Origin of the sequence: Prosthecomicrobium sp. N25 (assembly GCF_037203705.1) — a bacterium.
GTDB lineage: Bacteria > Pseudomonadota > Alphaproteobacteria > Rhizobiales > Ancalomicrobiaceae > Prosthecodimorpha.
Genome location: NZ_JBBCAT010000001.1, coordinates 854,840 through 881,273, shown reverse-complemented (window position 1 = coordinate 881,273; position 26,434 = coordinate 854,840). Strand labels below are relative to the sequence as shown.

Annotated in this window: 20 protein-coding genes, 1 tRNA gene and 1 pseudogene; 8 read left to right on the top strand and 14 right to left on the bottom strand. The window is 70.4% G+C overall.

The features are described from left to right. Positions 1-180 precede the first annotated feature (180 nt). Genes WBG79_RS04040 through aroA form a run of 4 tightly spaced genes read right to left on the bottom strand, consistent with a single transcriptional unit; the run spans position 181 to position 4,961 of the window. Positions 181-1,095, bottom strand: a complete 915-nt coding sequence (locus WBG79_RS04040; RefSeq protein ID WP_337355821.1) for a PaaX family transcriptional regulator C-terminal domain-containing protein — start codon at positions 1,093-1,095, stop codon at positions 181-183. After that, positions 1,088-2,368 carry a bifunctional phosphopantothenoylcysteine decarboxylase/phosphopantothenate--cysteine ligase CoaBC gene (coaBC, locus tag WBG79_RS04035; protein ID WP_337355820.1) on the bottom strand — a complete coding sequence of 427 codons (1,281 nt, stop codon included), beginning with the start codon at positions 2,366-2,368 and terminating at the stop codon, positions 1,088-1,090. Before coaBC ends, WBG79_RS04040 begins: the two co-directional genes overlap by 8 nt. A gap of 56 nt (positions 2,369-2,424) precedes the next feature. After that, positions 2,425-3,612, bottom strand: coding sequence for a tRNA epoxyqueuosine(34) reductase QueG (queG, locus tag WBG79_RS04030; protein ID WP_443147403.1), 1,188 nt, complete (start codon positions 3,610-3,612; stop codon positions 2,425-2,427). Further along, positions 3,609-4,961, bottom strand: a complete 1,353-nt coding sequence (aroA, locus tag WBG79_RS04025) for a 3-phosphoshikimate 1-carboxyvinyltransferase (protein WP_337355818.1) — start codon at positions 4,959-4,961, stop codon at positions 3,609-3,611. Before aroA ends, queG begins: the two co-directional genes overlap by 4 nt. Before the next feature lie 197 nt (positions 4,962-5,158). Between aroA and WBG79_RS04020 the strand changes: the two genes are divergently transcribed. The 4 genes from WBG79_RS04020 (at position 5,159) to WBG79_RS04005 (ending at position 7,754) form a co-directional block, all read left to right on the top strand. Beyond that, complete coding sequence (locus tag WBG79_RS04020) at positions 5,159-5,536, top strand: TIGR02300 family protein (protein WP_337355817.1); 378 nt, start codon at positions 5,159-5,161, stop codon at positions 5,534-5,536. A gap of 154 nt (positions 5,537-5,690) precedes the next feature. Next, a tRNA-Ala gene (locus WBG79_RS04015) sits at positions 5,691-5,766 on the top strand. Between the two features lie 328 nt (positions 5,767-6,094). After that, positions 6,095-6,811, top strand: a complete 717-nt coding sequence (locus tag WBG79_RS04010; protein WP_337355816.1) for a Crp/Fnr family transcriptional regulator — start codon at positions 6,095-6,097, stop codon at positions 6,809-6,811. Positions 6,812-7,022: 211 nt separating this feature from the next. Continuing rightward, on the top strand, positions 7,023-7,754 hold the full coding sequence (locus tag WBG79_RS04005; protein ID WP_337355815.1) for a hypothetical protein: 732 nt from the start codon (positions 7,023-7,025) through the stop codon (positions 7,752-7,754). Between the two features lie 20 nt (positions 7,755-7,774). Here the strand turns inward: WBG79_RS04005 and WBG79_RS04000 are convergent, their stop codons facing one another. After that, positions 7,775-9,151, bottom strand: a complete 1,377-nt coding sequence (locus WBG79_RS04000) for a hypothetical protein (protein WP_337355814.1) — start codon at positions 9,149-9,151, stop codon at positions 7,775-7,777. Between the two features lie 229 nt (positions 9,152-9,380). On the opposite strand from WBG79_RS04000, the gene WBG79_RS03995 reads away from it, so the two are divergent. Further along, positions 9,381-10,814 carry a lipopolysaccharide biosynthesis protein gene (locus tag WBG79_RS03995; protein ID WP_337355813.1) on the top strand — a complete coding sequence of 478 codons (1,434 nt, stop codon included), beginning with the start codon at positions 9,381-9,383 and terminating at the stop codon, positions 10,812-10,814. Between the two features lie 312 nt (positions 10,815-11,126). Here the strand turns inward: WBG79_RS03995 and WBG79_RS03990 are convergent, their stop codons facing one another. From WBG79_RS03990 to WBG79_RS03960, 7 genes and pseudogenes are all read right to left on the bottom strand, one after another. Further along, the gene (locus tag WBG79_RS03990; protein ID WP_337355812.1) at positions 11,127-12,410 is read right to left on the bottom strand and encodes a polysaccharide biosynthesis/export family protein; all 1,284 of its coding nucleotides are present in this window, start codon (positions 12,408-12,410) and stop codon (positions 11,127-11,129) included. Beyond that, positions 12,407-14,608, bottom strand: a complete 2,202-nt coding sequence (locus WBG79_RS03985; RefSeq protein ID WP_337355811.1) for a nucleoside-diphosphate sugar epimerase/dehydratase — start codon at positions 14,606-14,608, stop codon at positions 12,407-12,409. Before WBG79_RS03985 ends, WBG79_RS03990 begins: the two co-directional genes overlap by 4 nt. Continuing rightward, complete coding sequence (locus tag WBG79_RS03980) at positions 14,605-14,898, bottom strand: hypothetical protein (protein ID WP_337355810.1); 294 nt, start codon at positions 14,896-14,898, stop codon at positions 14,605-14,607. Before WBG79_RS03980 ends, WBG79_RS03985 begins: the two co-directional genes overlap by 4 nt. Positions 14,899-15,038: 140 nt before the next feature. Then, positions 15,039-15,383: pseudogene (locus tag WBG79_RS03975) on the bottom strand (helix-turn-helix domain-containing protein); the annotation flags it as partial. 215 nt (positions 15,384-15,598) lie between these two features. Beyond that, a complete protein-coding gene (locus tag WBG79_RS03970) occupies positions 15,599-16,468 on the bottom strand; it encodes a sulfotransferase family protein (protein ID WP_337355809.1) in 870 nt (289 codons plus the stop codon). 19 nt (positions 16,469-16,487) lie between these two features. Further along, positions 16,488-17,330, bottom strand: coding sequence for an ATP-binding protein (locus WBG79_RS03965; RefSeq protein WP_337355808.1), 843 nt, complete (start codon positions 17,328-17,330; stop codon positions 16,488-16,490). Continuing rightward, positions 17,330-18,472, bottom strand: coding sequence for a glycosyltransferase (locus tag WBG79_RS03960; RefSeq protein ID WP_337355807.1), 1,143 nt, complete (start codon positions 18,470-18,472; stop codon positions 17,330-17,332). Before WBG79_RS03960 ends, WBG79_RS03965 begins: the two co-directional genes overlap by 1 nt. Before the next feature lie 634 nt (positions 18,473-19,106). On the opposite strand from WBG79_RS03960, the gene WBG79_RS03955 reads away from it, so the two are divergent. Then, a complete protein-coding gene (locus tag WBG79_RS03955; protein WP_337355806.1) occupies positions 19,107-20,225 on the top strand; it encodes a glycosyltransferase family 4 protein in 1,119 nt (372 codons plus the stop codon). 63 nt (positions 20,226-20,288) lie between these two features. Here the strand turns inward: WBG79_RS03955 and WBG79_RS03950 are convergent, their stop codons facing one another. Further along, positions 20,289-22,178, bottom strand: a complete 1,890-nt coding sequence (locus WBG79_RS03950) for a polysaccharide biosynthesis tyrosine autokinase (RefSeq protein WP_337355805.1) — start codon at positions 22,176-22,178, stop codon at positions 20,289-20,291. Between the two features lie 106 nt (positions 22,179-22,284). Next, complete coding sequence (locus tag WBG79_RS03945) at positions 22,285-23,463, bottom strand: glycosyltransferase family 4 protein (RefSeq protein WP_337355804.1); 1,179 nt, start codon at positions 23,461-23,463, stop codon at positions 22,285-22,287. 260 nt (positions 23,464-23,723) lie between these two features. Here WBG79_RS03945 and WBG79_RS03940 point away from each other — a divergent pair, with 260 nt between their 5' ends. Further along, positions 23,724-25,004, top strand: coding sequence for an O-antigen ligase family protein (locus WBG79_RS03940; RefSeq protein ID WP_337355803.1), 1,281 nt, complete (start codon positions 23,724-23,726; stop codon positions 25,002-25,004). Beyond that, positions 25,001-26,419: a hypothetical protein gene (locus WBG79_RS03935; RefSeq protein ID WP_337355802.1), complete on the top strand. Its 1,419-nt coding sequence runs from the start codon at positions 25,001-25,003 to the stop codon at positions 26,417-26,419. Before WBG79_RS03940 ends, WBG79_RS03935 begins: the two co-directional genes overlap by 4 nt. The last annotated feature ends 15 nt before the right edge of the window (positions 26,420-26,434 follow it).

Below are 26,434 nucleotides of genomic sequence, written 5' to 3'. Positions count from 1 at the left end.
AAGGGCCACCGGCGGGGCGCCGCCATCCCGGGCTCATCGAGGCGAAACCCCTTGCACTGGTTTGGTTTCTGCCTGCCCGGGCTCGTCCCGGCATCCGGGACGGGCGGGCGGTCTACATGGCGCGGATGGCCGGGATAAGCCCGGCATTGACATATCGATAGGTCGGAGCTTCCCGAAGGTTCAGGCCGGGAAGCGGCGGCCGAGGCGGTCGTCGGGCGGGGGGAGCGGGCCGTCGATGGTGCGGGCCTCGCGGTCGAGCCAGCGCTCGGCGGCGGGCAGGACGAGCCCATAGAGCCGGCCGGCGAGCGCGCGGGCCTCGCGGCCGGGCCAGTCCCGCGGCAGGAGATCGGCGGGCAGCAGTGGGTCGCGCAGCACGATCCGGCGGAACTCGTGCACCAGGGCGATGCGGATCGCCAGGGCGTCCAGGTCCGCGGCGGGCGGGGTGCGCAGCGCGGCGGCCACCGGCTCGAAGTCGGCCAGGAAACGCGCATAGGCGGCGCCGGTCGCCGCCGTGGGCCAGAGGTCGGCGGCATAGGAGGGAGCTTCGGCGGGCGGCCCGGCGGCGTCGAGCACGGCGGCGCGCGCGAGGTCGGGGCGGCGGCCGGAATAGAGCACCCCGTCGTCGGCCAGCGGCGCCATCACGAGCGTCGGCGCGACCGGGGCGAAGCCGTCGCGCAGGAGCGCGGCGCGGAGTTCCGGGGCGGCGTCGCCGGCCGGCGCCAGGAAGGCCAGCCGCCAGCGGCCGGACCAGGGGCGCTCGACGAAGCGATAGATCTGCGGGGCGACCCGGCGGGTGTCGGCCTCCGCGGCCGGGCTCAGGCGCGCGAAGCTGTGGCGGCCGGCCTTCTCGCGCTCCACCAGCCCGTCGGCGGCGAGGCGCGTCAGCGCGGTGCGCACCACGCCGGGATCGAGGCCGAGGGCGGCGGCGATCTCCTGCAGGGTGCCGACGCCGATCGACCCGCCGCGCGGCGAGATGCAGTCGCCGAAGATGGTGACGATCAGCGACCAGGCGCGAATCGGCGAGCGCCGGTGCAGGACCGCGAGGGCGCGGGCGACGGCGGCCGGCCGCTCCGCCGCGAAGGAGGCTTCAGACAAGGCGGAGCCTGTCGGCGACGAGCGCCACCAGCCGCTCGGCGACCGCCTCCTTGGGCATGTCGGGCCATTCGGTGACCCCCTCCTTGGCGACGATGCGGACGGTGTTGCGGTCGCCGCCCATGATGCCGGTGGCGGGGGAGACGTCGTTGGCGACGATCAGGTCCGCGCCCTTGCGGGCGAGCTTGGCGCCGGCGTTGGCAATGAGGTTCTCGGTCTCGGCCGCGAAGCCGACGACGAGGGCCGGCCGGTGGGTGGGGTGCCAGCCGACGGTGGCGAGGATGTCGGGGTTCTCGACGAAGCTCAGGGCCGGGGCGCCGCCCGGGCCCTTCTTGATCTTCTCGCCGGCCTCGCTCGCCACGCGCCAGTCGGCGACCGCCGCCGCCATGACGGCGACGTCCGCGGGGAGCGCCCGCTCGACGGCGGCCAGCATCTCGCGCGCGGTCTCGACGTGGACGACCGTCACGCCGGGCGGGTCGGGGATCGCGACCGGGCCGGCGACCAGGGTCACGCGTGCGCCCGCGGCGGCGGCGGCGGCCGCGATGGCGTGGCCCTGCTTGCCGGAGGAGCGGTTGGCGATGTAGCGGACCGGGTCGATCGGCTCGTGGGTCGGCCCGGAGGTGACGAGCACGTGGCGGCCGGCGAGCGGGCCGGGCGGGACCGGGATCGTGGTGTTGGCGGCGAGCAGCACCTGCCCGGGCAGCCGCTTCGGCTCGGCGGGCGCCAGCATGGCCTCCACGGCGGCGACGATCTCCAGGGGCTCGGCCATCCGGCCGGGGCCGACCTCGCCGCGTTCGGCCATGGCGCCGACGTTCGGGCCCACGAGGGCGATGCCGTCGGCCATCAGCCGGTCGACGTTGCGGCGCGTGGCAGGATGGGACCACATGCGCGGGTTCATGGCCGGGGCGGCCAGGACCGGCTTGTCGGTGGCGAGCAGGACGTTGGTGGCGAGGTCGTCGCAGAGGCCGTTCGCCATGCGGGCGAGGAGGTTGGCGGTCGCCGGCGCGACCACCAGCAGGTCGGCCTCGCGGGAGAGGCGGATGTGGCCGATCTCGTGCTCCGACGTGAGGTCGAAGAGGTCGGTGTAGACGCGGTCCTCGGACAGGGCGCCGGCGGCGAGTTCGGTGACGAAGCGCCGGGCGCCCTCGGTCATCACCACGCGGACCCGGGCGCCGCGCTCGCGCAGGCGGCGGATCAGGTCGAGCGCCTTGTAGGCGGCGATGCCGCCGCCGATGACGAGGAGGATGCGCCGGTCGCGCAGGGTGTCGGGGATCATGGGGCGTTCGGAACCTCTTGGTCGCGCGCGCACTATAGGAGCGCCGGCGGCGGGCGTCACCCGGGCCTGCGGGCCGACGAGGCAACCTCCGGCGCCGCGCCCGCCTCCCACTCGGCCCTGACGTCCGGATCGGCCTCCGCGGGCGCGCGCTCGCCGCGGAGCCGCTCGAAGGCCTCGGAGGGCAGGAGGCGGGACAGGGCCCAGACGGCCGCGCCGCGGACCAGGGCCGAGGCATCGTCGAGGCGGTCGCGCGCGACGGCGGCGAGCCCGGGGTCGCCCGCATTGCCGATCGCGGTCAGGACGTTGCGCAGGAAGCGGTCGCGACCGATCCGCTTGACGGGCGAGCCGGCGAAGAGGGCGCGGAAGCCCGCGTCGTCCAGGCCGGCCAGGTCGGCGAGGCGGGGGCGGCGCAGGTCGTCACGGGCCCGGAGCTTCATCTCGGCGGCTTCCGACGCGAACTTGTTCCAGGGGCAGACGGCGAGGCAGTCGTCGCAGCCGTAGATGCGGTTGCCCATCGGCGCCCGGAATTCGCGCGGGATCGGGCCGGCATGCTCGATGGTCAGATAGGAGAGGCAGCGGCGCGCGTCGAGCCGATAGGGGGCCGGGAAGGCCCCGGTCGGGCAGGCGTCCAGGCAGGCACGGCAGGAGCCGCAATGGTCCGCCTCGGGCGGGTCGGGGGCGAGGGGGAAGCCGAGGAAGATCTCGCCGAGGAACAGCCAGGAGCCGTGGCGGCGCGAGACGAGGTTGGTGTGGCGGCCCTGCCAGCCGAGGCCGGCGGCGGCGGCGAGCGGCTTCTCCATGACCGGGGCGGTATCGACGAAGACCTTGGCGTCGCCGGCGACGCCGAGCGCGCGGGCACCGGCGCCGAGGCGGGTGGCGAGGTCCTTCAGCTTGCCCTTGACCACGTCGTGGTAGTCGCGGTGGCGGGCGTAGACCGAGATGCCGCCGCGGTCCGGCTCGGCCAGGACGGCCAGCGGATCCTCGTCCGGACCGTAGTTCATGGCGAGGACCGCGATGGAGCGCACGTCCGGCCAGAGCAGGCGCGGGTCGCCCCGGCGGGCCGCGGTTTCCGCCATCCAGGCCATGGTGGCGTGGTGGCCGTCGGCGAGGGCGGCCGCCAGGCGGGCCGGGGCCTCGGGGATGGCATCGGGCGCGGAGACGCGGCAGTCGGCGAAGCCGAGGCGGGCGGCCTCGGCCTTCAGGAAGGCCTTGAGGCGGTCCGCGCTCCCCATGCCCACCCTCACGCGGCCGCGCGGGCCTCCTGGAAGGCCGCGCCGAGGCCGGTCATCAGGGCGAGGAAGCTCGGGAAGCTCGTCGCGATGGTGGCCGTGTCGTCGACCGTCACGGGGGCGTGGCCGGCCATCCCCATGACCAGGAACGACATGGCGATGCGGTGATCGAGATGGGTCGGCACGGTGCCGCCGCCGATGCGCCGGGCGCCGCCGACGACCTTCAGCGAGGTCTCGCCCTCCTCGACCTCCACCCCGTTGACCTTCAGGCCATGCGCGACGGCGGAGAGGCGGTCGCTCTCCTTCACGCGCAGTTCCTCGAGGCCCTCCATGAAGGTCTCGCCCTCCGCGAAGGCGGCGGCCACCGAGAGGATCGGGTACTCGTCGATCATCGAGGGGGCGCGCTCGGGCGGGACCCGGACGCCCTTCAGGCGGCTCGACCGGACCCGCACGTCGCCGATGCGCTCGCCGCCGGACAGGCGCTCGTTCTCGATGGTGAGGTCCGCGCCCATCTCCAGGAGGGTGGTGAACAGGCCGGTGCGGAGCGGGTTCAGGAGCACGGCCTCGACGGTCACGTCGGAGCCGGGGACGATCAGGCCGGCGACGATCGCGAAGGCGGCGGAGGACGGATCGCCCGGCACGGTGACGGTCTGGGGCTTGAAGTCCGGCCGGCCCTGGAGGCGGATGACGCGCTCGCCGGCGGGACCCTTCTCGACCTCGATGGCGGCGCCGAAGCCCTGCAGCATGCGCTCGGTGTGGTCACGGGTGGCGACCGGCTCGATCACGGTCGACACGCCCGGCGAGTTGAGCGCACAGAGGAGCACGGACGACTTCACCTGCGCGGAGGGGACGGGGACGCGGTAGGTGATCGGCACCACCACGTCGGGACCGCGCAAGGTCAGGGGGATGCGGTCGCCCTTGCGGGCGATGACCTCGACGCCCATGCGGCGGAGGGGATCGAGCACGCGGCCCATGGGACGGCGGGACAGGGAGGCGTCGCCCACGAATGTGGCCGCGATCGCGTGGCCGCCGACGAGGCCCATGGTGAGGCGGGAGCCGGTGCCGGCGTTGCCGAAGTCGAGCACGGTCTCGGGCTCCAGCAGGCCGCCGACGCCGAGGCCGGACACGCGCCAGAGCCCCTCGCCGTCGCGCGTCACGGTGGCGCCGAGCGCCCGCATGGCGGCCGCCGTGCCGAGCACGTCCTCGGCCTCGAGCAGCCCTTCGATCCGGGTCTCGCCCACCGTGACGGCGCCGAACATGAGCGAGCGATGGGAGATCGACTTGTCGCCGGGCACGCGGATCCGGCCGGCGAGCGGGCCGGCGGCGCCGGCGGCGAGAGGCGTCTTGGCGGCGGCGTGGGCCATGGGATTTCCCCGGGATCGCGAAGGGTCGTGGGCTCGGCGCCCTCCTAGCACGGGGCCGTGCGGGCGTCACGCCGCAAAGCCGCGGCAATCGGCCGGCCCGCCGCCCGGATTCCGGCGATTTCCGGTTTGACGGCGCGTCGCCTTCGGACTAAACGGGGCACCCGAATTTTCCCTCGACAAAGCCGGAGACAGGATCCGTGGCCAAACCCGAGCTCGGCACCAAGCGGCTCTGCCCGAACTGCGGCACCAAGTACTACGACCTCAACCGTGATCCGATCCTGTGCCCCAAATGCGGCACGGCCTTCACGCTCGCGGCCGCCACCATGCGGGTCAAGGCCGCGCCGGTCGAGGAGGAGGAGGAGGACGAGGTCGAGGAGACCTCGACGGTCGAGATCATCCCGCTGGAGGAAGCGGATGCCGAAGCCGGTGCAGCCGAGGAGGTGCCCGGCATCGAGGACGAGGAACTGCCGGCCATCGAGGACGACATCGAGGACGACACCTTCCTGGAGGAGGAAGAGGACGACGACATCGACGGCATCGACATCGAGGTCGACGGCGAGGACGAGGAGCGCTGACGCGCCCGCCCGTCCGGCGGCCGCGCCGGACGGGTTCTCCACAGGCGGTCGGGCGAAATCGCGCGATCTCCAAAAAGGCACTTGATCGCTCGGCGGGTTCGTCCTACACAGCCCGCCGTCGGCCGGGAGTTCCCAAACCCCGGCACCGGAACGTGGGGCCATAGCTCAGTTGGGAGAGCGCTTGAATGGCATTCAAGAGGTCAGGGGTTCGACTCCCCTTGGCTCCACCAGTTCCAGATTTCCCGATCCGGACACATGATCTCGGTTCGTAGCGGTCACCGAAACGGCGAGCCCGACGATCCACGCGGCTCCGCCGGCAGGGGTTCCTCCAAGCTCGAGCGGCACCTCAAGTTCATGAAAGACTGCGGGGTTGCGCGATTTGCGATGCGGTTCGATTTGGTCAAGATTTCAAATCATTGCGCGCTTTGCTAGAGATTTCGGAAACGTTACTTTCGACGAACGCCGTTCAGGTCTATGCTTATTCTATCGGCACCCACGGATATCGGGCGGCGCCGGCTGAGAGTGCCGACGTGCTCCCGCCCCAAGCCGGAGGGAGCCGTGGCTCACCACATCAACAACCTATTGCTTCAGGCCTTCTCGACGGAAGGTCGCGAGCAGCTCCTGATCCAGTGCGACGAGCAGAGCCTCTCGCGCGGAGACAGGATTTGCAGGCCCGGGGACGACCTGGCCTATGTCCATTTCATCGAGGACGGGCTCCTGTCCGTCGTCCAGAGCACCGGCCATCGCGAGTTAGAAGTCGGGCTGATCGGGTTCGAGGGGTTTTCCGGCCTCCCGGCGGTCATGAACTCGCGCCAGAGCCCTTTCCTGATCTTCGTCCAGTCAGAATCGGCGCGGGTCCTTCGCGTGTCGGCGGACGTCCTGCTCGCCGTACTCGGGCGCCGAGACGCGGATATGGCCGTTCTCCGGCGATACTGCTTCGCCTTCCTGGTCCAGGTCTCGGCCAATGCTCGCGCAGCCGCGCGCTTTACACTCGAGCAGCGGCTGGCGCGATGGATCCTCATGGCCCATGACCGGACCGACGGGGACGAGATCCACATGACACACCAGTTCCTGGCATCGATGCTGGGCGTGCGCCGGGCCGGCGTGACGGTCGCGACCCACGCGCTCGAAGGTTACGGCTTCATCAGGGCCAAGCGAATGGCCCTGCGGGTGCGGGATCGCGCAGGACTGGAGGCGTTTGCCATGGACGCCTACGGCGGAGCGGAAACCGAGTACGAACGGCTGATCGGATCGGCACCCCGCCTTACGACGTAGCCGGCTCGCAGGGGACGCGCGGCGCCTTCGCCGGACCGGACGCAAAGGCTCCGGCTCTGCCGTCAGTGGCCCACGCCGTCCCGAGCCCGATGTGGAGCGCTTGCGGGGCGGGGTGCCGCAGGTTGTCCTTTCGACAATCGGAACATTGCCCTCGCGCGCCCGTTGGGTCATCCTCGCGTCCTGCTTCTTGGGCCGCGCGGGATTGAAAAATATGAGACTCTTCATCGTCATCCTGCTGGCTCTGCTGCCGTCCACCGCCCTCGGGCAGGCGGCGAAGCCGACGGATTGCGGGGCGGGGCGGACGAAGCCGCGCGAAGTGGCCGCCTGCCTCAGCCCGGTCGTGGCGCTGGCGCACGAGATCATGGAGACGGCGGTCAGGACGGCGCGGCGGCGGGTCGGGGATCTGGCGCGCGAGGCCCTCGAGGCCGACCAGGCGGCCTTCCTCGACATGGTCGACGACGGGTTCCGGCGCGCCATCGCCAAGGAGTCCGGCCCGAGCGACGGCGTCGTGGTCCGCCTCGTCGCATCCAACGACCGGCGCATCGAACACCTCGCCCAGGCGATCTCGGAACGGGCCAACTGGCTCGGCCGGATCGGCGCGGCCGTGGAGGGATTCGGGGGGCACTGGGCGAACTACAAGGCGCGGCTGGACCTCACCCCCGTGACCAGCGGCGTGTGGTCCGCCGAGTTCGAGGTGCTGCGCTACGGCGCGTCCGAATGCCGGTTCCAGACGCAGGTGCGACGCGCCGACGAGCCGAACGCCGTGGTGGAAGTCGAGCCCGCCGGCCGCGGGGCCAAGTCCGCGGGCGGCGATGCGAAGCCCTCGCTCCTCATGACGCTCGAACGCAGCGCGCTCGCGGTCGTCGCTTCGGGCGAAGCGTCCGACGATTGCCGGTCCCAGGCCGGCCAGCGGCTCGTGCTCTTCAAGACGTTCGGGCCCTGAGAGACAGAGACACGGGCCCGTCAGCGGGCCGTGTCGGCGGCGCGGGCGAGGAGCCGCAGAGCGCGCACCATGTCGTCCGCCTGGATCCAGCCGCCGCGGACCCAGCGCCCCTGCGCGTCCTGGCTTCGGACGAGGCGTGCCGCCTCGCGGGCGAGGTCGGCGGGGCGGAGGGCGGCTGAGGGATCCGGCAGAGGGTCGACAGGGGGCACCGGCGCGCCGCGCTCGGCCGCTGCGAGCCGCTCCATCAGGTCCGGAATGCCGAAGTCGCTTTTCCAGGTGTAGTGACCGGGCAGATCGCGGTCCTCGTAGGTCGGCGCGTTCGCCTGGTCCATGTAGAGCGGCCGGTCGGTGCGGAGCTCGTAGAAGCGCGACCAGCGGCCGTCCGCGAGCCTGACCGAGCGAAGCCAGTCGGCGCCCTCGCGGGCGGCGGCGAGATAGCGGCGGTCGCCGGTGGCGCCGAAGACCTCGATCAGGGTCTCGATGGCGCCGGCGGTCTCGCGCGAGGCGGCGGCCGGGGGCTCGAAGCGCCGCCCCCATACCGGGACCATGCCGGCGTCGTAGGTCTGGGCCCAGCCGCGCTGGGGCGCGGGGAGCCGAGCCGCCACCAGGAAGTCGGCCGCGCGGCGGGCCGCCTCGAGGTAGCGCGGATCGCCGAAGCGGCGGCCGGCGGCGAGGACGAGGCGGGTGGTGTCGCGCATCGAGTCGTCGTTGAGGATGAAATAGACCCCGCCCGAGGGCTTCATCCACGTGCGCGGCCAGTCGCCGTCCGGGTAGCGGGCCGTCGCGGCGGGCTGAATCCGGGCTTCCGCGGCCCGGCGCGCCTTCGACGGCTCGAGCGTGTTCGGCCAGGCGCCGTTGCGGTACTGGCCGTCGAGAATCCGGTCCAGGCCGTAGAGCAGCGCCTCGCGGACGCGGGAATCGGCTCCTTCGACGCGCTCGTCGTAGGCGAGCAGGAAGGCCAGCGCTGCCTGCGTGGTGTCGTCGTCCAGAAGGCTGCGGTTGCGGCCCTTCTCGACCTCGAGCGCGGCGCAGTCGCGGTCCGTGGCGACCAGCACGCGGTAGCACCAGCGTCCCCTCGCGGCCGGATCGGTCTCGACCCGGTTGGACCAGCCCCCGGACAGGAGCTGTGTGTCGACCAGGGCCTCCGCCACGTCGCGGGCGGCCTCCAATGCGGCGGGACTGCCGGTGGCCCGGTGGACGGCCAGGAACGCCGCCCCGAAGGCAGGGGTGCCCGGCGGCTGGATCCAGCCCGTCCCGGGCGGGACGGATCCCTCGCCCCGGCGGCGCGAGAGATCCTCCGACCAGGACCAGACATAGGTGCCGGCGGCGGAGAGCCGGCCTGTCGCGTAGGCGACGGCCCGGTCCATGGCGGCGACCATGGCCGTCCGGTCGGGCACGGCCGGCTCGGCGGCGGCGGCAGCGGGGACCGCGACCGATCCGATGAGCAACGCTGCAAGGACGGTCCGTGCGGCGCAGCGGACCGGGCGGGGGCCGGATGACGACGTCGGGTTCACCATAGCGTCCATCGGTTGCGATCTCCCGATCGTGTCTTGGTGTTGCGGCTGTTATATGATTGCCTGCACGGCGAGGATTTTCCGGCCGCGCCGCGCGCGGTGGAAGGTGAGCGTGACGAGCAAAGACGATTCGGACGTGAAGGGTTCCGGGACGCCTCCGGAGACGGGTGTCGCGGCGAGACTGAAGCGGGCGGCGCGCGCCTCGGTCGACCGCGCGCTGGGGCGCCGGCTCGTCAACATCGCGCATGTCCTGTCGGGAAATTTCGCCGGCACGCTCCTAGGTCTCGTCGCCTTCGCGCTGACGGCCCGCACCCTGGGCGCCTTCGACTACGGCGTGCTGGCGCTGATCCACACCTATGTGCGTGCCGTCGAGAGACTGGTCGCGTTCCAGTCCTGGCAGCCGCTCATCAAGTACGGCGCCGGGCTCGACGCCCCGGAGCGGCGGGAGGACTTCAAGGTCCTGATGAAATACGGCTTCATGCTCGACCTCGCCGGATCGGTGGCGGCGTGGAGCGTGGCGGTCGGGATCGCGTTGCTGGCGGGGCCGCTGTTCGGGTGGTCGGAGGCCACCTCCAAGCTGCTCCTGATCTACGCCAGCCTGCTGCTCTTCAACGTCACGGGCATGCCGACCGCCGTGGTGCGGCTCGCCGGCCGCTTCAAGCTGATCGCCTATTCGCAGGTCAGCTCCTCCGTCATCCGGCTCGTCTTCACGGTCGTCGGCTACTGGCTCGATGCCGGGCTCCTCTACTTCGTGGTCGGCTGGACCCTGCTGCAGGTCGTCTCCTCGGCGACGCTCTTCGGGATCGCCATGTTCGAGCTCCGGCGGCGTGAGGCGCTGTCCTTCTGGCGGGCGCCGCTCCGGGGCGTCGGCGCGCGGTTCCCGAACATCTGGAACTTCGCCTGGACCAGCAACCTGACCAGCACGATTCGGATGAGCACCCACGAGCTCGACACCCTGCTGGTCGGCTGGCTGGCCGATCCGGCGGCGGCCGGCCTCTACCACATCGCGAAGCGGATCGGCCGGATGGCCGAACTCGCCGGGAGCCAGGTGCAGACCGTCCTCTATCCGGAGGTGGCGCGGTTCTGGGCCGCGGGTCAGGTCGAAGCCTTCCGGCGTGCGGTGGTCCAGATGGCCGCGATCCTGTTCGGCCTCGGCCTGGTGGGGGTCGCCGTCCTGATGGTGATCGGCGAACCGCTCCTGAGGATCGTCGCCGGCCACGACTTCGTGGCCGCCGCGCCGCTGCTGGTGATCCAGATGCTGGCCGTGACCCTCGCGTTGACCTCGGCTTCGCTGCGCTCCGCGCTGTTCGCCATGGGCCGGCAGAAGGCCGTCCTCAAGCTGGTGCTCGGCGGCGCCCTGGTCTTCCACGCCACGGCTCTGGTCCTCATCCCGGTGCTCGGGCCGATGGGGGCGAACATCGCCCACCTGGTGCTCGGGACCATCGTCATGGTCGGGATGGCGCTTCGGTTCCGATACGGGCTGACGCGCGGCCCGGGGCCGGATGCCGTTTCGTCCGGGGCCGTTCCGGCGCCGGCGGGCGAATAATCCGCAGGGCCGACGCTTCTCGCGACCTGCGGCCCGTTCTTGCCGCCCTGCCAGGCGAGTCCCCCCCCCCCCCGGGGTAAGGCCCGCCCGGTCGCGGACGACCGTCGCGGCCCGGGGCGACGAGAGACAGTCGGTTCCTGCGGCCGCCAGCGGCCGCGTCTCGGTACAACAAAAGCCTTCGTCACATCGGATCGGGTGCGATCGCGCCGGCGGCTCGCCATCAAAACGACAATGGCCGAAGGGGTCGCGTTCCCCTCCGGCCATAGAATCGTCCTGGACTTGTACGTGGACCCGGTCCGCGGGCCCGGTCGCTCAGGGGACCTTGACCCCGTTCTCGGCGACGGGCCGGACCACGGCGCCGAGCGTCGTCGGTTCGGGACGCCGGATGACGGCCATCACCACGTCGCCGGGCAGAACATCGGCGAGGTTGTCGACCGCCATGCTCTCGATCTTGTCGTTGACGCGGCGCCGGATCTTGAAGTCGATGACGGACTGGCCGGACCGCAGCGCCTCGGCGGAGAAGTTGGCCGTGACGAGGAGCTGATCCTCGCTCGCGCGCCGCAACGCGAAGAGCTTGTCGAGCTTGATCGTCTGGTCCTGCAGGGACAGCAGGGCTTCCTTCCGGCGCTGGTCCTCGAGCTGGGCCAGGTCGCGCTTCAACTCGCCGATGCTCCGCCTGAGCTGCGAGACCTGGGTCTGCAGGGAGAGCATTCGCCCCTCGTCCGAGGTCAACTGGCGCTCGACCCGGGACATCTCGCTGGCGCGTGTCAGACCGTTCTTGAGGAGTGCGCTGGTGCGCTCCGCGTCCTCGCGGCTGAACTTGATGGTCTTGGCCTGGTTGACGATCTGCTCTTCGAGGAGCGCCATCTCGCGCGAGGTCTCGGCGATGTTTTCGCCCAGGATCTGCTTCTGCTTGGCGAACTGCTGGTTCTCGGCCGCCAGATAGTCGCTGGCGACCGCCCTCAAGGGCTCGAAGTTGCGGATGTAGGGCCGCGTCGACTCGGGCAGGTCCGCGACCTCGATGGTCGTGCGGCCGCCGAGCAGGGCGCTGAGGCGCGCGGAGACGATCGCCTCCCGGACGATGTCGGCGTCGATGCCGGCGATCTCGCCGCGGATCTTGCTGGCAGCGACCGGACTCTCGTCCGCACGCGCGCCGGCCACGCTCGGCCCGCCCGCCAGCCCGATCGCCTGCTCGACGGTGAGCAGCGGCTTGAAGGGGAAGGAACCGGGGTTGCGCACGTCGCCGAGCACGAAGATCGGCCGGAAGTTCACCACGGACAGGCTGAGCCGCGGGTCGTGGAGGAACTTGCGGTCGACGAACTGCCGCTCGAGGAGCTTCTGGGCGTCCCCGACGGGGACACCCGCGACCACGACCGCCCCGAGAAGGGGAACCTGTATCTTGCCGTCGGCGGACACGGTGAGCTGCCGGGGCAGCTCGTCGTCGTCGAGGAAGTCGAATTCGACCACGTCACCCGGCGCGAGATTGTAGTCGAGGGTCGCCAGCGCGGGGCGCGCGGCCATGGCCAGGAAGGCGGCGGCCGCAAGGATACGGGCGGCCCGGGCGAGAGCCCTCCCGCCGCTGAGGGACTGCATCATGCCTGGATTTCCTCCGTGGCACCGAGAGGCGCCTGACGTTCGACCGGGAGCGCGGTGCCGGCGGGGCCGGACACGGGCGTGTTCGAGGCCGCGCGGCGCGGCGCGGGCGTCGAGGACCCGCGGCGATAGCCCGGCAGGACGTCCTGAAGGATGCCGAACACCGAGGGTGCGTCGCCCTTCTCGGCCGCCCGGCGGATCCGCTGGAAGGCTTCGCGCAGCGTCGGGAGCGGGACGGGGGCGGGGACGGCGCCGAGAATGCCGGGGACCGCGCTGCGGACCCGCTTCTCGTCGTCGTCGAAGAGCTCCTCGAAGAGCTTCTCGCCCGGACGGCAGCCGACGATCTCGATCTTGATGTCGTCGTCCGGAACGCAGCCGGCGAGCTTGATGACCCGGCGCGCGATGTCGATGATCTTGATCGGCTCGCCCATGTCGAGCACGAAGATCTCGCCGCGACCGGCCTTCTTCTCGAGCCCGTGCGCGGAGGCCTGGAGCGTGAGCTCGACGGCCTCGCGGATGGTCATGAAGAAGCGCTTCATCTCCGGGTCGGTCACGGTCAGCGGGCCGCCCTGGGCCAGCTGGCGCTTGAACAGCGGGATCAGGGAGCCGCTCGAGCCCAGCACGTTGCCGAACCGGACGGTCATGAAGCGGGTGGTGTCGCCGCGCGTTGCCGGACGGGTGTCGTCCAGCTCGAGGGCCTGGCAGTAGAGTTCGGCCAGCCGCTTGGTGGCGCCCATCACGCTGGTCGGGTTGACGACCTTGTCGGTGGAGACCTGGACCATCGCGCGGGCGCCGATCCGCCGGGTGGCCTCGGCGACGTTCATGGTGCCGATCGCGTTGGTGAGCACGCCCTCGCAGGGGTTCAGCTCGACCATGGGCACATGCTTCAGGGCGGCGGCGTGGAAGACGAGCTCCGGCCGGTGGCGATCCATGATCTCGTCGACACGGGCGGCGTCGCGGACGTTGCAGAGATAGGCGGCCCGCGGCACGTCGCGGAACTTCTCGGCGAGTTCCAGATCGATTGAGTAGAGGTTGAACTCGCTATTGTCGATCAGCACGACCTCGGCCGGAGCGAGCGAGGCGACCTGACGGACGAGCTCGCTGCCGATCGACCCGCCGGCGCCGGTCACCAGGACGCGGCAGCCGTGGACAAGCCGGCTCAACTGCTCGCGATCATGGGTGATCTGCGGACGCTCGAGCAGGTCGGCGAGTTCGATCGGACGAAGCTGGAAGCGATTCTCCTCGCGCGGGCTGCGCAGTTCGGTGGCGGGCGCGAGGCGCGAGACGGTGAGCCCCATCCTCTCCGCGCGCTCGATGAGCGCCTCCGCGCTGCCCTCGCCGAAGACGGCCGGGCTCTCGGTGAAGATGATGTGGCGCGGCGCCTGGCCGCGATCGACGAGGTCCTCCATCACGGCATCGAACTCGTCGACCCCGCCGAGGATCGGGACGCCGCGCAGCAGCAGGTCGCGCTGGGCGCTGTCGACGTCCAGGAAACCGACCGGCCAGTACTGGGCGTTGCGGTCGCGCTGCAAGGCGCGCAGGTAGAGGTCGGCGGAATGGCCCGCCCCGACCAGCAGGACCGGGATCATCTCGGAGAAGCTGGTCTGCGTGCGCGCACCGGTGCCGAACACGTCCATGCGGTCGAGCTTGAAGGAGAGCCGCGTCAGGGTGATCAGCGAAACCAGGAATACGGCGTTCATGGCGATCACCGAACGCGGGATCGCCTGCAACCGAGAGTAGAGGAAGATGACCGCGACGAAGATGAGGGACGCCAGGAAGACGGACTTGAAGATCTGGAAGATGTCGCCGAGCGAGGCGAACTTCCAGGTCCGCATGTAGAGCCCCGTCATGGGGAAGACGATCGCGCAGATGGCCGTGTGCATCGGCCAGGCAACCACCACGGCCCCGAAGGCCTCGCTGCCGGAGTTGGCGGCGTCGAGCCCGAGCCGCATCACCGTCGCGAGGAAGAGGGAGACGCCGCTCAGAACCAGGTCGGTGGCGTAAAGCGCCGGAAAGCGCAGCGGAGCCCGGACGGCGGCCCTGACGCGCGAGCGCAGGCTCAACCGCCGGGCGGGCTTCGGACCCTGGCCGAAGAGTGCGTCGCCGAGGAAATTGAAGATCTTGGAGAGGAAGGACTGGATGTGCTGAACGGGAGAATCGGCAATGGACGAAGTCTTCAAGGGCCGCGACTGTCTGTTCATGGCATACCTCCAAACTCCGTACTGCGCGCAATACCGGCGAGACCGTGCCATCCTTCCAGAACGAGCAGACCCGAGGTCATTTCGCCACTTTCCGGGCGATTGATCATGACTGGACCATGCGAAAACCCGGCGTGCGGCGAAGTCCGCGCACCGGCTTCCCGGCCGTCCGCCGCGCCCTCTTTTCGCAAAATCGGAGCGTTCAGCGGAACGATGGCATTAGATACCACGGTGCGGTGCAAAAACAACGCTTTTTCCTCGTTCACGAGGTTTTGTGCGTACGTGTTCCTCACACTCGACCCCCGACGCGATGCCGGTTTACTTCGGTCGCTTCGCTGCGATTGCATGGCTTTCCGATCTCCTCGCAGCCGTCTCCGGGTCCTGCACCGGTTCACGGCTTGCGTTGCCTGCGATTTGGCCTGAGCGGCCGGTTCTTCTTCTCGGCCAGGCGGCGCCGCTCGAAGAAGCGCCACAGCGTTCCGATTCCGACGTGGATCCCCGACTTGGCGAGTTCCGCCTTGAGGGCGTTCAGGGTGATCCCCGGCCGCTCCTCGACGATCCGCAGGATCAACTCCGCGTGGGCCTCGATGCGCGCCGAGCGGCGATCGCCGCCCTGCGGTTTCGGCGCGACCGTGCCGGTCGCCCGCTCGAGGGCGCGCCACCGGATGGCGCTCGCCGGACTGACACCGAACCGGGCCGCGGCCTCCCGGCACGAAAGACCGCTGGCAATGGCGGCCAGAACCCGCTGGCGCAGGTCCATCGAAAGCGCATTCGCCATTCCGTAACTCCTCGAAAATCGGAGCCTTCCGCATCGGTGCCTCAAGCCGATCGGAAAAGTTCTCAAGGCTGCAACTTGTGGGATTCAGAATTTTCACCTGACTGCCTTTAGGTCGGGAACGATTTGACTGCTGGTCGGTTAGGCAATCTTGGTTTGATTCTGCCCAGGAACTTGGCGGCCGCCGCAAGGCCCGTCCCCGGAGCGAATCGTCGTCTTCACGCCGCGCCTAGGCGATTCGCATGGTCGTCCTCCCCGGCCGGGTCGTGGAGCCAATTGGACAGATCCCGGCCGATCATTCGGCCCAGTCTCGCGGTATCGTCGGCATAGTAGTCGAGCAACTCGGCCCGCAGGCTCGGGGTCAACGGCTCGTAGCGGGTCGGCCGCGCGAGCATGCCGCGCAGCGTCTGGAACAACCGGGTGCCGCGGAGCGGCGCGACCGCCGACTTGAACGGCTTGAGCAAGCGGCGCAGGGAGGGGTCCAGCACCGGCGCCTCCTTGTCCTTGACCTTCTCGGCGAGCGGAGGGGCGATGAAGGGCCCCAGGCCCAGGAAGCCGCGGACCTCGTTCAGCATCGCCTCGGGCCGGCTCAGGGTGTCCTCGAACAGCACGACCTTCAGTCGCTCGGCCGGGAAGTGGTCGAGAAAGCGCGCGATCTGCTCCCCGTACAGGCCACCCACCAGGAAGCGGTTGCCCTGGGCCTTGCGGGGGGACAGGAACTGCTCGATGTTCCGGTCGACGGTGCCGCGGCGGAACAGCATGCAGTAGTCCGAATAGGCGCGCTCGATGGGATTGCGGAGCTGGGCGACGAGCCTGATGTCCGGCAGGGCCGCGTGGATGCGGCCGGCCGCCTCGGGCATGTCCAGGTAGGAATTGGACTTCTCGCCGATCAGCCGGACACCCGGCCCCGGCGAGAACTGGGACAGGTACCAGTCGTCGCCGCGCTCGAACTCCCGGCTGAAATAGTGCAGTTCGGGATCCGGCATGTAGACCTCCGGATCGCGCTGCAGGGAATACTGAAGCCAGGTCGTGGCGCTCTTGGCCGCCCCGATGATCAGAAAGTCGATCTCGTTCATGCGCATCGTCATCGTCTCCGCTCGCCGGCCGTCATGCCGCCGCGAGGACGAGGGCCTCGACCTCCGACCCGCCGCCGACGCGGGCCACCACGGTGAAGCGCCCGTCGGGGCCGAGTTCGAAGAGCGAGGCGGTGTTCCGCCCGTCCTCCTCGGTGCGTGCCACCCAGAAGAGCGCGCCCGGACCGCGGGCGTAGGTCTTGAGGTTGGCGATCGCCCGCACCAGGGCGGGTTCGTCGAAATAGTTCCGGTTCAGGATGTTGGCCGCCCGGACGAGGTCGAACCGGCCGACGAAGGCCGGCGTTCCGGCGAAGATGTCGTTCTCGACGAAGCGGATCCGCCCGGCCGGCTCGGCGCGGCGCGTGACCATGCGGACCGGCCGCGTGCGGCCCGCCGCGACGGCGCGCGGGACGAGCCTGAGCGCCAGGGCCCGGGCAGCGGCCAGGGGCAGGGCCGCGAGCGTCACGTAGTCGAGGCGGCGCGTCCAGGGCCGGATCGCGACGCCGAGCACGTCGTACTGGAGCGGCCAACCCGCGGCGTCGGCGAGCACCCGGACGCCGGGCGCGATGTCGACGATCTGCGCGTCGATGTAGAGGTCGGTCGCGGTGATGTCGGCATCGACGCCGGCCTCTTCCAGGAAGCGGGCGAGATCCAGGCTGGTGATGCCGGTCGAGACGCCGACGTCGAGCACCTGGCGCAGGCGCGACGACCGGGCCGCAATCTCCGGCGCGAAGGCCTCCTCCACCTCCCGGAAGCGTGCCGGGCGGGTGAGCTTGAAGGTGCCGTTGCGCATCTTCAGACGCGCATAGAACTCCGTCTCGAGAGCCTCGCATCCCTCGCGGTCGAGGGCATAGAATTTGCTCGCGCTGATGGTCATCACGGCTTCCCGTTTCCTTCCGAAAGCGTCGCCAGCGGCGCCGGGGCCCGGCCGGCACGGCATTGGCGAAGAAATTCGTCATAGCGTCGCGCGATCGCCGGCAGTGCGTATTCGTCCTCGATGCGACGCCGCGCCGCGGCGGCCCTGTCCGCGTAGGCGGCGGGAGACAGAGCGGCCATCTCGACCAGTGCGCCGGCCAGCGCCGCAGGGTCGCGCGGGGCCACGACGAATCCGGTCCCGCCCACGATCGCCGCCGCGTCGCCGACGTCGGTGGCCACGACCGGGCGGCCGTGGCTCATGGCCTCGGCGACCACGTTCGGGAAGCCCTCGGTGCGCGAGGACAGGACCAGGGCGTCGATCCGGCGGTACCAGGCGGCCATGTCGGTCACCGGGCCGGCGAGGTCGACGCGGTCGCGCGGCAGGCCGGCGGCATCGACCAGGGCGGCGACTTCCGGGTTCGACCAGTCCATCCCGGCGCCGGCCGCGGCGAAGCGCAGGTCCGGGTTGCGGGCGAAGGCCAAGCCGGCCGCGCGGAAGAAGGTCTCGTGATCCTTCTGCGGGTGGAAGCGACCGGCGATGCCGAAGACGCGGGCGGGGGCGGCCGGCCTCTCGCGCAGTTCGGGGAGGTCGAAGCCGTTCGGGATCACGGCGGACCGCCGGGCGGCATAGCCGTAGGTCCGGTGCTGTTCCTCGGCGCGGCGGGCGTTGAAGATGATGCCGTCCGGCAGGCGCGAGAGCAGGCGGGTCAGCCATACGGCGGCGCGAGTGCTGACGGTGAGGGAGCCGCGGTCGTCCAGGGACTGGCGGACGTTCCAGACCAGCGGGGTGCCGAGCCCGGCCAGGCGCGTGGCGAGGCCGCCGACCACCATCGCGTGGTACATCCAGCAGACGACGGCGTCCGGCTTCTCGGCGCGGATCAGACGGGCGAGGCCGAAGACGGCGCGGACCATGCCGAACACGGACCGTCCGTGCTGCGGCCTGAAGACGACCGCCGGGTTGCCGGCGAGCCCGCGCAGATCGTCGGAGACCTCCATCACCGGGGCGACCACGACGCGCTCGGGGCCGGCGACCCTGAGCAGCCGGCAGAGCATGACCTCTGCGCCGCTGCGTGCGGTGAAGTTGGTGATCACGTGTACAATCATCGAGTGCCCGGCCCTTGCACGACGTCCGACTGCCGCGTCCAGCACACCCGTCCAGCCGATGGGCGCTGCGCGGAGCCGGCGAACCGGCCTGCGCGAACGTCCGGAAAGGCGCAGGCGAAAGCCGGGCCGGCAAGACCCGATCCCGCATCCTGTTCGACTGCACCCATCCGACCCTCCGCAAGCTAGCGCTTCACCCTGCGCCGAGAAAGCCCTCGGCACGGGGCCGATCCCGACGCGCGGCGCCGGGCGGCTTCGTACTCTTGGTAAAGGGAGTATTACACCCAGTGCAGGGGCAAGCCAGCGCAACATCAATTAACTGTTAATGTATACCAGCCAGCATTCGAGGCTTGGCGCTCTCGTTCTACCGCGATGTGCGCCCGCGATGCGTTAACCACGATTTCACCCGACCTCCCCCATACGAAGGTATTATCCGCTTCCGGCGGGACGATACTGACCCGTGTTGAGAGAAGGCCTAACGGCGTCTCCGATTCGATGGGAGCCTTCACGACTCATAAATTCGTGAGTGGGATTTGCTAGGGTCGGGGCCGCACCCGCCGGACGGCCCGATTCAGCAAGGGCGCGCGACCTGCGACCAGGGCTCCCCCGCGGTCGCCAACGGAGAGGTTCGATCGACGTGGCCAGAGTTCTTGTGATCGCGAGCCTCGCGTCCTCGCTGGTGAACTTCCGGGGACCGCTCCTGCAGGCGCTCCAGCAGGCCGGCCACGAGGTGCACACCATGGCGCCGGACAGCGACCCGGCGACGCTCGCCTGGCTCGGGGCCCGGGCCATTCCGTTCCACGAGATCCCGATGGCCCGGCAGGGCCTGGCACCCCACCAGGACCTCGCCACGCTCCTCGCCATGGCGGCGGTGATGCGACGGATCCGGCCGGACGCGACGCTCGCCTACACGATGAAGCCGGTGGTGTACGGCACGCTCGCGGCCCGGCTGACCGGGGTCAAGCGGCGCTACGCGATGATCACGGGCCTCGGCTTCGCCTTCACGGAGGCCGGCCAGAGCTGGCGCCGCGTGCTCGCGCGGCGGATCGCGAGCGGGCTCCTGAAGGCGGCGCTCGCCCGGCTCGACGCGATCGTGTTCCAGAATCCCGACGACCCGGCGGACCTGATCCGTCTCGGGGTCATGAACCCCGATCTGCCGACGACCATCGTCAACGGCTCGGGGGTGGACCTGGACCACTTCGCGGTCTCGCCCCTCCCCCCCGAGCCGCGCTTCGTGATGGTCGGGCGCGTGATCGCCGACAAGGGCGTGGTCGAGTACATCGAGGCGGCGCGGGCAATCCGGGCGGCTCATCCGGAGGCGCGGTTCCAGCTCGTCGGCCCGATCGAGACCGGGCACTCGACCCTGCCCAAGGGCCTCCTGGAGAGTGCCGTGGCAGACGGGGTGATCGACTACCCGGGCGAGACGCGCGACGTGCGCCCCGCGGTCGCGGCCGCGAGCGTCTTCGTGCTGCCGTCGTATCGCGAGGGCACCCCGCGCGCCGTGCTGGAGGCGATGTCGATGGGGCGGCCGATCATCACGACGGACGCGCCGGGCTGCCGGGAGCCGATCCTTGACGGTGTCAACGGGTTCATGGTGCCGGTCCGCGACGTGCCGGCCCTGACGGACGCGATGGCGAAGCTGATCCGCGATCCGGAGCTGCGGGCGCGGATGGGCCGGGAGAGCCGGCGCATCGCGGAGGAGCGCTACGAGGCCAAGGCGGTGGCGGCCTCCGTGCTGAAGGCCTTCGACCTCTGAGGCCCGGACAGCGAGGGCCCTGGCCGGGGCCGACCGGGCGGGCGGCCCACCCGGGCCGTCCGATCAGTTGATGATGTAGCGGTTGGCCAGGCGCGAATACTGCGGCATCCCGCCGTAGCCGTGCTTGGCCTGGACCTTCGGATCGACGTCGTTGAGCACGGTGCCGATGATCGGCCCGCCGGCGTTCGCCAGATGGCGGCTCGCGTCCGACAGGGCCTCCTCCCGGGTCTCGCCCCAGCGCAGCACCATGAGGATGCCGTCGACCATGGGAGACAGCCAGTTGGCGTCGTCGACGATCAGGACCGGCGGAGTATCGAAGACGATGACGTCGTAGTCCGCCCGGAGCGCGGCCATCAGGGCCTTGAGGCGCTGGGTGCTGATCCGGTCGAAGTCGAGCATCGCGGACTCGAGCCCGAGCACATGCAGGTTGGGCAGGTCGGGCACGCGGTAGACCGCGTCGGAGAGCGTCGCGTTCTGGTGCAGGACGCGCTCCAGCCCCCGTCCGCCGTCGCGGATGCCCATGGTCTCGAAGATGCCGGGGCGGCGGACGTCGAGGTCGACGAGCACGGTCCGGCGGTCATCCGCGGCGGCCATGACGGCGAGGCCGACCGCCAGCGAGGTCTTGCCCTCGTCGGGCAGGCAGGAGGTGACCATCAGCGCCTGGTGGGGCCGATCCGTGTTGGGCACGCGGCAGGCCATGAAGATGGACCGCATCGCCTCGGCGTAGGCGGAGCGCGGCCGGTCCCGGAGGTAGGCGTAGGTCCGGCGGGCGAGGCCCAGGCCGCCGCGCGGCATGCGCGGGATGTAGCCGACATGCGGGAGCCCCGAGGCGCGGATGGTCTGCTCGCGGGTGCGCAGTCGCCGGTCGGAGGCCTCCAGCATGATGGCGACGCCGATTGCCAGGAACATCGAGGCGATGGCGGCGGCGCTGATCATCAGGGACGGCCGCGGGAAGGACGGCTCGCCGGGCACCGTGGCGGGCGACACCAGGCGGGCGCCCGGCTTCTTGGCTTCGTTCTGGAGATCGAGGGCGAGCCGCTCGAGCTCGCGGTTGATCATGGTCCGCACGCTCTGGATCGAGGCGTCGGCATTGACGATCTTCGGATGCTGGGCGTCGAAGCCCGCGGCGAGCGAGGCCCGTTCGCGGAGGAGGCGGGCCTCCTCGTTGCGCAGCGCGATCAGGAAGGACTGGTTGGAGCGCGCCTCGATCAGGTCGACCGCGTCGCCGGCCTCGCTCTTCACCTCGACGGAGGTCGAGACGTATTGGTCGGCGAGACCGTTGGCGAGCTTGGCGGAGAGTTCGGGCGACCAGGCGGTCACCCGGATGGTGATCGCGAGGCTCTCGCCGCTCCGGGCGATCTGGATGTTGTTGGTGAGCGTGGTGATGGCCCGGTCGCGCATGACGTCGACCTTGGGCAGCTCGCGGACACCGCCGGGGCCGACGCCGAGCGTCTGCAGGACGGGGTCGACCGCGGTGGTGGCGAGCCAGCGGGCAAGGCCCGCGGCGCGCTCGGTGAGCGACATCTCGTCGGCCGTCTTCTCGCGCTCGGGCAGGTAGGTGTTGAACCAGGGATCGTCGACGAGGCCGAAGCTGTCGACCACGCGCGCCAGGAAGGTGCGCGACTTCATGACCGCGATCTCGGTCTCGGCGCCGGTCTTGTCGCGTTCGACGCCCTTCGGCGCGGTTCCGCCGATGTTGTCGTAGGGGCGGGTCTCGGTGCGCTCCAGCACGATGGTGGAGGTCGCCGAGTAGACCTTCGGCAGGAGGAAGGACGCCGCGGCGGCGGCCCCGGTCACCAAGATCACCACCGCCGCCATGGCCTTCAGGCGCCGTCGGCCGAGCGAAACCAGGTCGGCGAAATTCAGAACCTTGCTGTCGGACCGGGGGGACGACGGGTCGAAGTCCGGGGGAAGCGGAGTCGCCCGCAGATCGGAAAGCCTGATACTGTTCATCTCTGGTCCCGGTTGCAGCAATGACAGGGTATTCCGATCGAATTCCGGTTGCCCGGTTGTGCCACGCGCGCGCCCCGCGGGACACTAGCCCGTGGACGGCTGGCCGTCACCCGGTTTTGGCGTCCAGGAGATGCGCGTATATCTCGCTGATTCGCGACACGTGCGTCTCGACGCTGTAGCTGGACAGGGCCTCGCGCTGCGCCGTCTCGCTGATCCGCGACCATAGCGCGGGATCCGTGAGCAGGGCGTGAACGGGTTCGACGAAAGCCTCGGCGTCGTCGACGGCGACGAGGAAGCCCGTGCGGCCGTGGTCGATGGCTTCCGTGTTGCCACCGTGGTCGGTGGCCACGACGGGGGTGCCGAGCAGCATGGCCTCGATCAGCGTGCGGCCGAAGGGCTCGCGCACCGCGGGCACCAGGAGCGCGTCGACGCCGCCCATCCAGGGGTCGACCGGCTGGCGGAACCCCATCAGTTGGATCCGGTCGGCGATGCCGAGTTCCTCGGCGCGGGCCCGGACGGCCTCGTCGAGCGCCGGTCCGCCCAGGGCGGGCACACCGAACAGGAGGCCGGCGACCGGCAGTTCGGGATGACGGCGGATCACCGCGTGGACCGCGTCCACGAAGGCGACCGGGCGCTTGCGATCGATCAGGAGGCCGAAGTAGCCGAGGAAGCGGGTGTCCGGGGCGCAGCCGATCGCGTCCGCGATCATGGCGCGGGAGCGGGCCCGGTCGGGGATGGTGACCGCGTGATCGAAGGGGCTGTGGACGACGGAGAGCCGCCCGTCCACGCCCAGCACCGGCTTCTGGGGTCGGGCGAACTTGGACACGGTCACGATGTGGTTGGCGAGGATGGGGGCCAGCATGTTGACCCCGCGGGCATCCGGGTCGCCGCGGTGGTGCCAGAGCAGCGAGGCGCCCGCGGCGCGGGCCGCCAGGCCCCAGGTCGCGTGCATCTGGCCGTCGTTGGTGTGGACGATGCGGACGTCGTGCCGCTTCAGGAAGGCGCGGCAGAGCGGGACCGATCGCATCAGGAACGCGGCCGCGGAGCGCAGGCGCGCGCCGGCCGATCCGCCGGCCTTCAGGTAGGGGACGGCGGGAGCCTCGACGAAATCGAGGCCGTTGCGGCGCAGGAGGTCGGCGAGCGCGGAGGAGGCGTCGTGCAGCGCGATCAGCGGCCGGAACCGGTCCCGGTCCAGGTGCTTGATCAGCTTCATCGCCGAAATGTGGCTGCCGCCGATCTCGTCGCCGATAAAGGGAAAACAGATCGTTTCCGGTGCGCCGGTCATAATGTCACGCTTCAGATCCATATAATGCAAATTATTGCCCGAGATCGGGGCCTTGTGAAGCATGAACCCGCCAAACTGGTAAATCACGACGGTGTGTCGTGAAGTCAAGGGGCGTTCAGACCGTCGTGGGGCGGCGCCGTCTTCCGGGCTTCGCCATTCGATGTTAACGTCCCCCCGCTAGCCTGACGCTCGGGGCCGGACACGTTCCACGGCCGCCGCCTCGTCCAAACCTCCTCACTTCGGGCATCGGCGCGTATCGAATGGTCTACGGAACCGCTGACCGCAGCCTGCCTGCCGGCCGATCGCGCGGGCTCACCTTAGCGAACGTGGAATTCGCCCTCGTCCAGCTGGCGGTCCTGTTCGCGCCCTTCCAGGCGTTCCGGCCGCCCGAAATCCTGCTCACGCTGAGCGACGTGCTGTTCATGGCCGTGCTGGTCCTGCGCGTGCTGGCGGGCACCTTGCCGCTCCGGCCGCTCGGGCCGGGGATGGCCGTGTGGGTGCTCGGCTGCGCCATGCTGATCGGCGGGATCACCATGAGCAGCGTCCTCAGGGGCGACCCGTTCCGCGGCTTGATCGTGGGTATCCAGTACGGATTCGCATACCTGGTCCTGCCCTTCGCGCTCCTGGCGCGACCCTACGATCAGATGGTCAAGCTGGTGCGCATGGGCGTCTGGTCCATGGTGGCGATCTGCGGCGTCGGCCTGTTCATGTATTTCACCGGCGTCGAATTCGGCGATGCCACCACGCCGCAGCTCGACGCGGTGTCGGGCAGCGGCCGCCTGACGTCGCTGGTCGGCGACGCCAACACGCTGTCGGGGATGATCGGCCTGACCCTGCCGGCGCTCGCCTACTCGGTCGGCAAGAAGTCCTTGCCACGATGGTTCGGGGCCGTGCTGATCCTGTTCTTCCTCTATTCGGTGATCCTGACGAGCTCCAACACCGGGCTCCTCGTGTTCATGACGGCCCTCGTGATCCTCGCCATCGGCCGACTCGAGATCGCGACCTTCGTCAAGACCGCCTTCGCGGGCCTCCTCGTGGTGGGGCTCCTGGTCCAGTTCGCGGAATTCATCCTGCCCGGCGTCTTCCTGCGCCGGGTCGGTCCGGCCCTGAGCAGCGGCGACCTGACCCAGGCCGGTACCTTCCAGGGGCGTTGGGAGCTGATGGTCGAGGCCTTCCGCATGTTGCCCGACAACCTGCTGGTCGGCATGGGGGCCGACGTGTTCCGGACGGTCAGCGAGCACAAGGCGCCGGTTCACAATCTCTATCTCCTGCTCGGGGTGGAGGGGGGCCTCGTCACGATCTGCGGCTGGATGGTGATCCTCCTCGGCGGCCTGGTGGCCGCGCTCGGCGCGGGGCGCAGGCCGGACCGCGGCCTCGATTTCCTGGTCGTCTTCTCGACGACCGGGGTCTTCGCGGTCCTTGCCGCCACGTTTCCGCACATGTATGCGCGCTTCCTGATCGTGCCGCTGCTGCTCGCGATCAGCCCCTCGGTCGCGCTGCGGTCCGCGGTCCCGACCGCCCGGAGACACGCAAGCCCATGATCCCGGTCCACATCCGCCGTGCGGCGCTTCTCGGGGCGGCCGCGCTCGCGCTCTCGCCCATGCTCCCGGCCCCCGCCCCGGCCGCCGGCCCCCAGTCCCTCGCCTTCCCGACCGCCCTCGGCTACGGACGCTTCGCCACCGGCTGGCGCGGCGGGGCGGTGATGACCGTCGACAAGCTCGACGACGAGGGTCCCGGCACGCTTCGGGCCTGCGCGGAGGCGCGCGGGCCGCGCGTCTGCGTCTTCGCGGTCAGTGGCACGATCACGGTGAACCGGCCCATCATGGTCGGGTCGAACGTCTACATCGCCGGACAGACCGCACCGGGCCAGGGCATCCAGCTCCGGCTGGGAGCGGCGCTCGCCACACCGCTGATCATCAAGAACAGCCACGACGTGGTGGTGCGCTTCCTCAAGCTCAGGCCGGGCCCGGGGCGCGAGCCGAGCAATGCGATCAGCGCGATCCTGATCGAGGACAGCCAGACCGTGATCGTCGACCATTGCGACATCCAGTTCGCGGTCGACCAGAACTTCAGCGTCCATTTCGAACGGGCGGCCGTGCGCGACATCACGCTGCAACGCAGCCTCGTGGCCTACGGGCTCGACAAGTCGAACCACCTGAAGGGGCCGCATTCCAAGGGCTCGCTGACCTGTTCGGGCATCAAGAGCGGGCCCGGCTGCGGGCTGGTGACGATCCGGGAGAACCTGTTCGCGCACAACCGGGACCGCAATCCCGAGACGCACGGGTCCTCGCTCGGCCCGATCGAGGTGATCAACAACATCCTGTACGATCCCTTCAGCCAGTTCGGCGAGGCCTACGACCACTACCTCAATCCGCGGGTGATCTACCTGAACAACTTCGCCATGGTGGGGCCCTCGACGCGCAAGACGAATGAGCCGCCGATCCTGGAGACCTACGACACGCGGCCGGATTCGCGCGTGGAGGTCCAGGCGGCCGGGAACCTGATGGTCCACCGGAAGGACAAGGCGCCCGTGCCCGCGGAGATCCGGCTCAATTCGCCCGACCAGATGATCCCGGCCGACGACCTGAAGCCGGACGGCGTGCTTCTCGATGCGCGGACCCTCCCGGACGTGCTGCTGCCGACGATCGGCGCGCGGCTGCCGAACGGGACCATGGAGGATTCGCTGCAGAAGGCCCTGGTGGCGTCGGTCCGGGAGCGGACCGGGCGCGTCATCGATTCTCCCGACCAGGTCGGAGGATGGCCCGAGATCCCCGTGGAGCGGGGCGCCCAGGACAGCGATGGGGACGGGATGCCGGACGACTGGGAGCGCGCCCGAGGGCTCGACGCGCGGAACGCCTCGGACCGGTGGAAGGACCGGGACGGAGACGGCTGGTCCAATCTGGAGGAATATCTTTCCGTGCGAGCCGGCGACATGCCGGACAAGCCGAGCCCTTGAGGGGCCCGCCTGCCG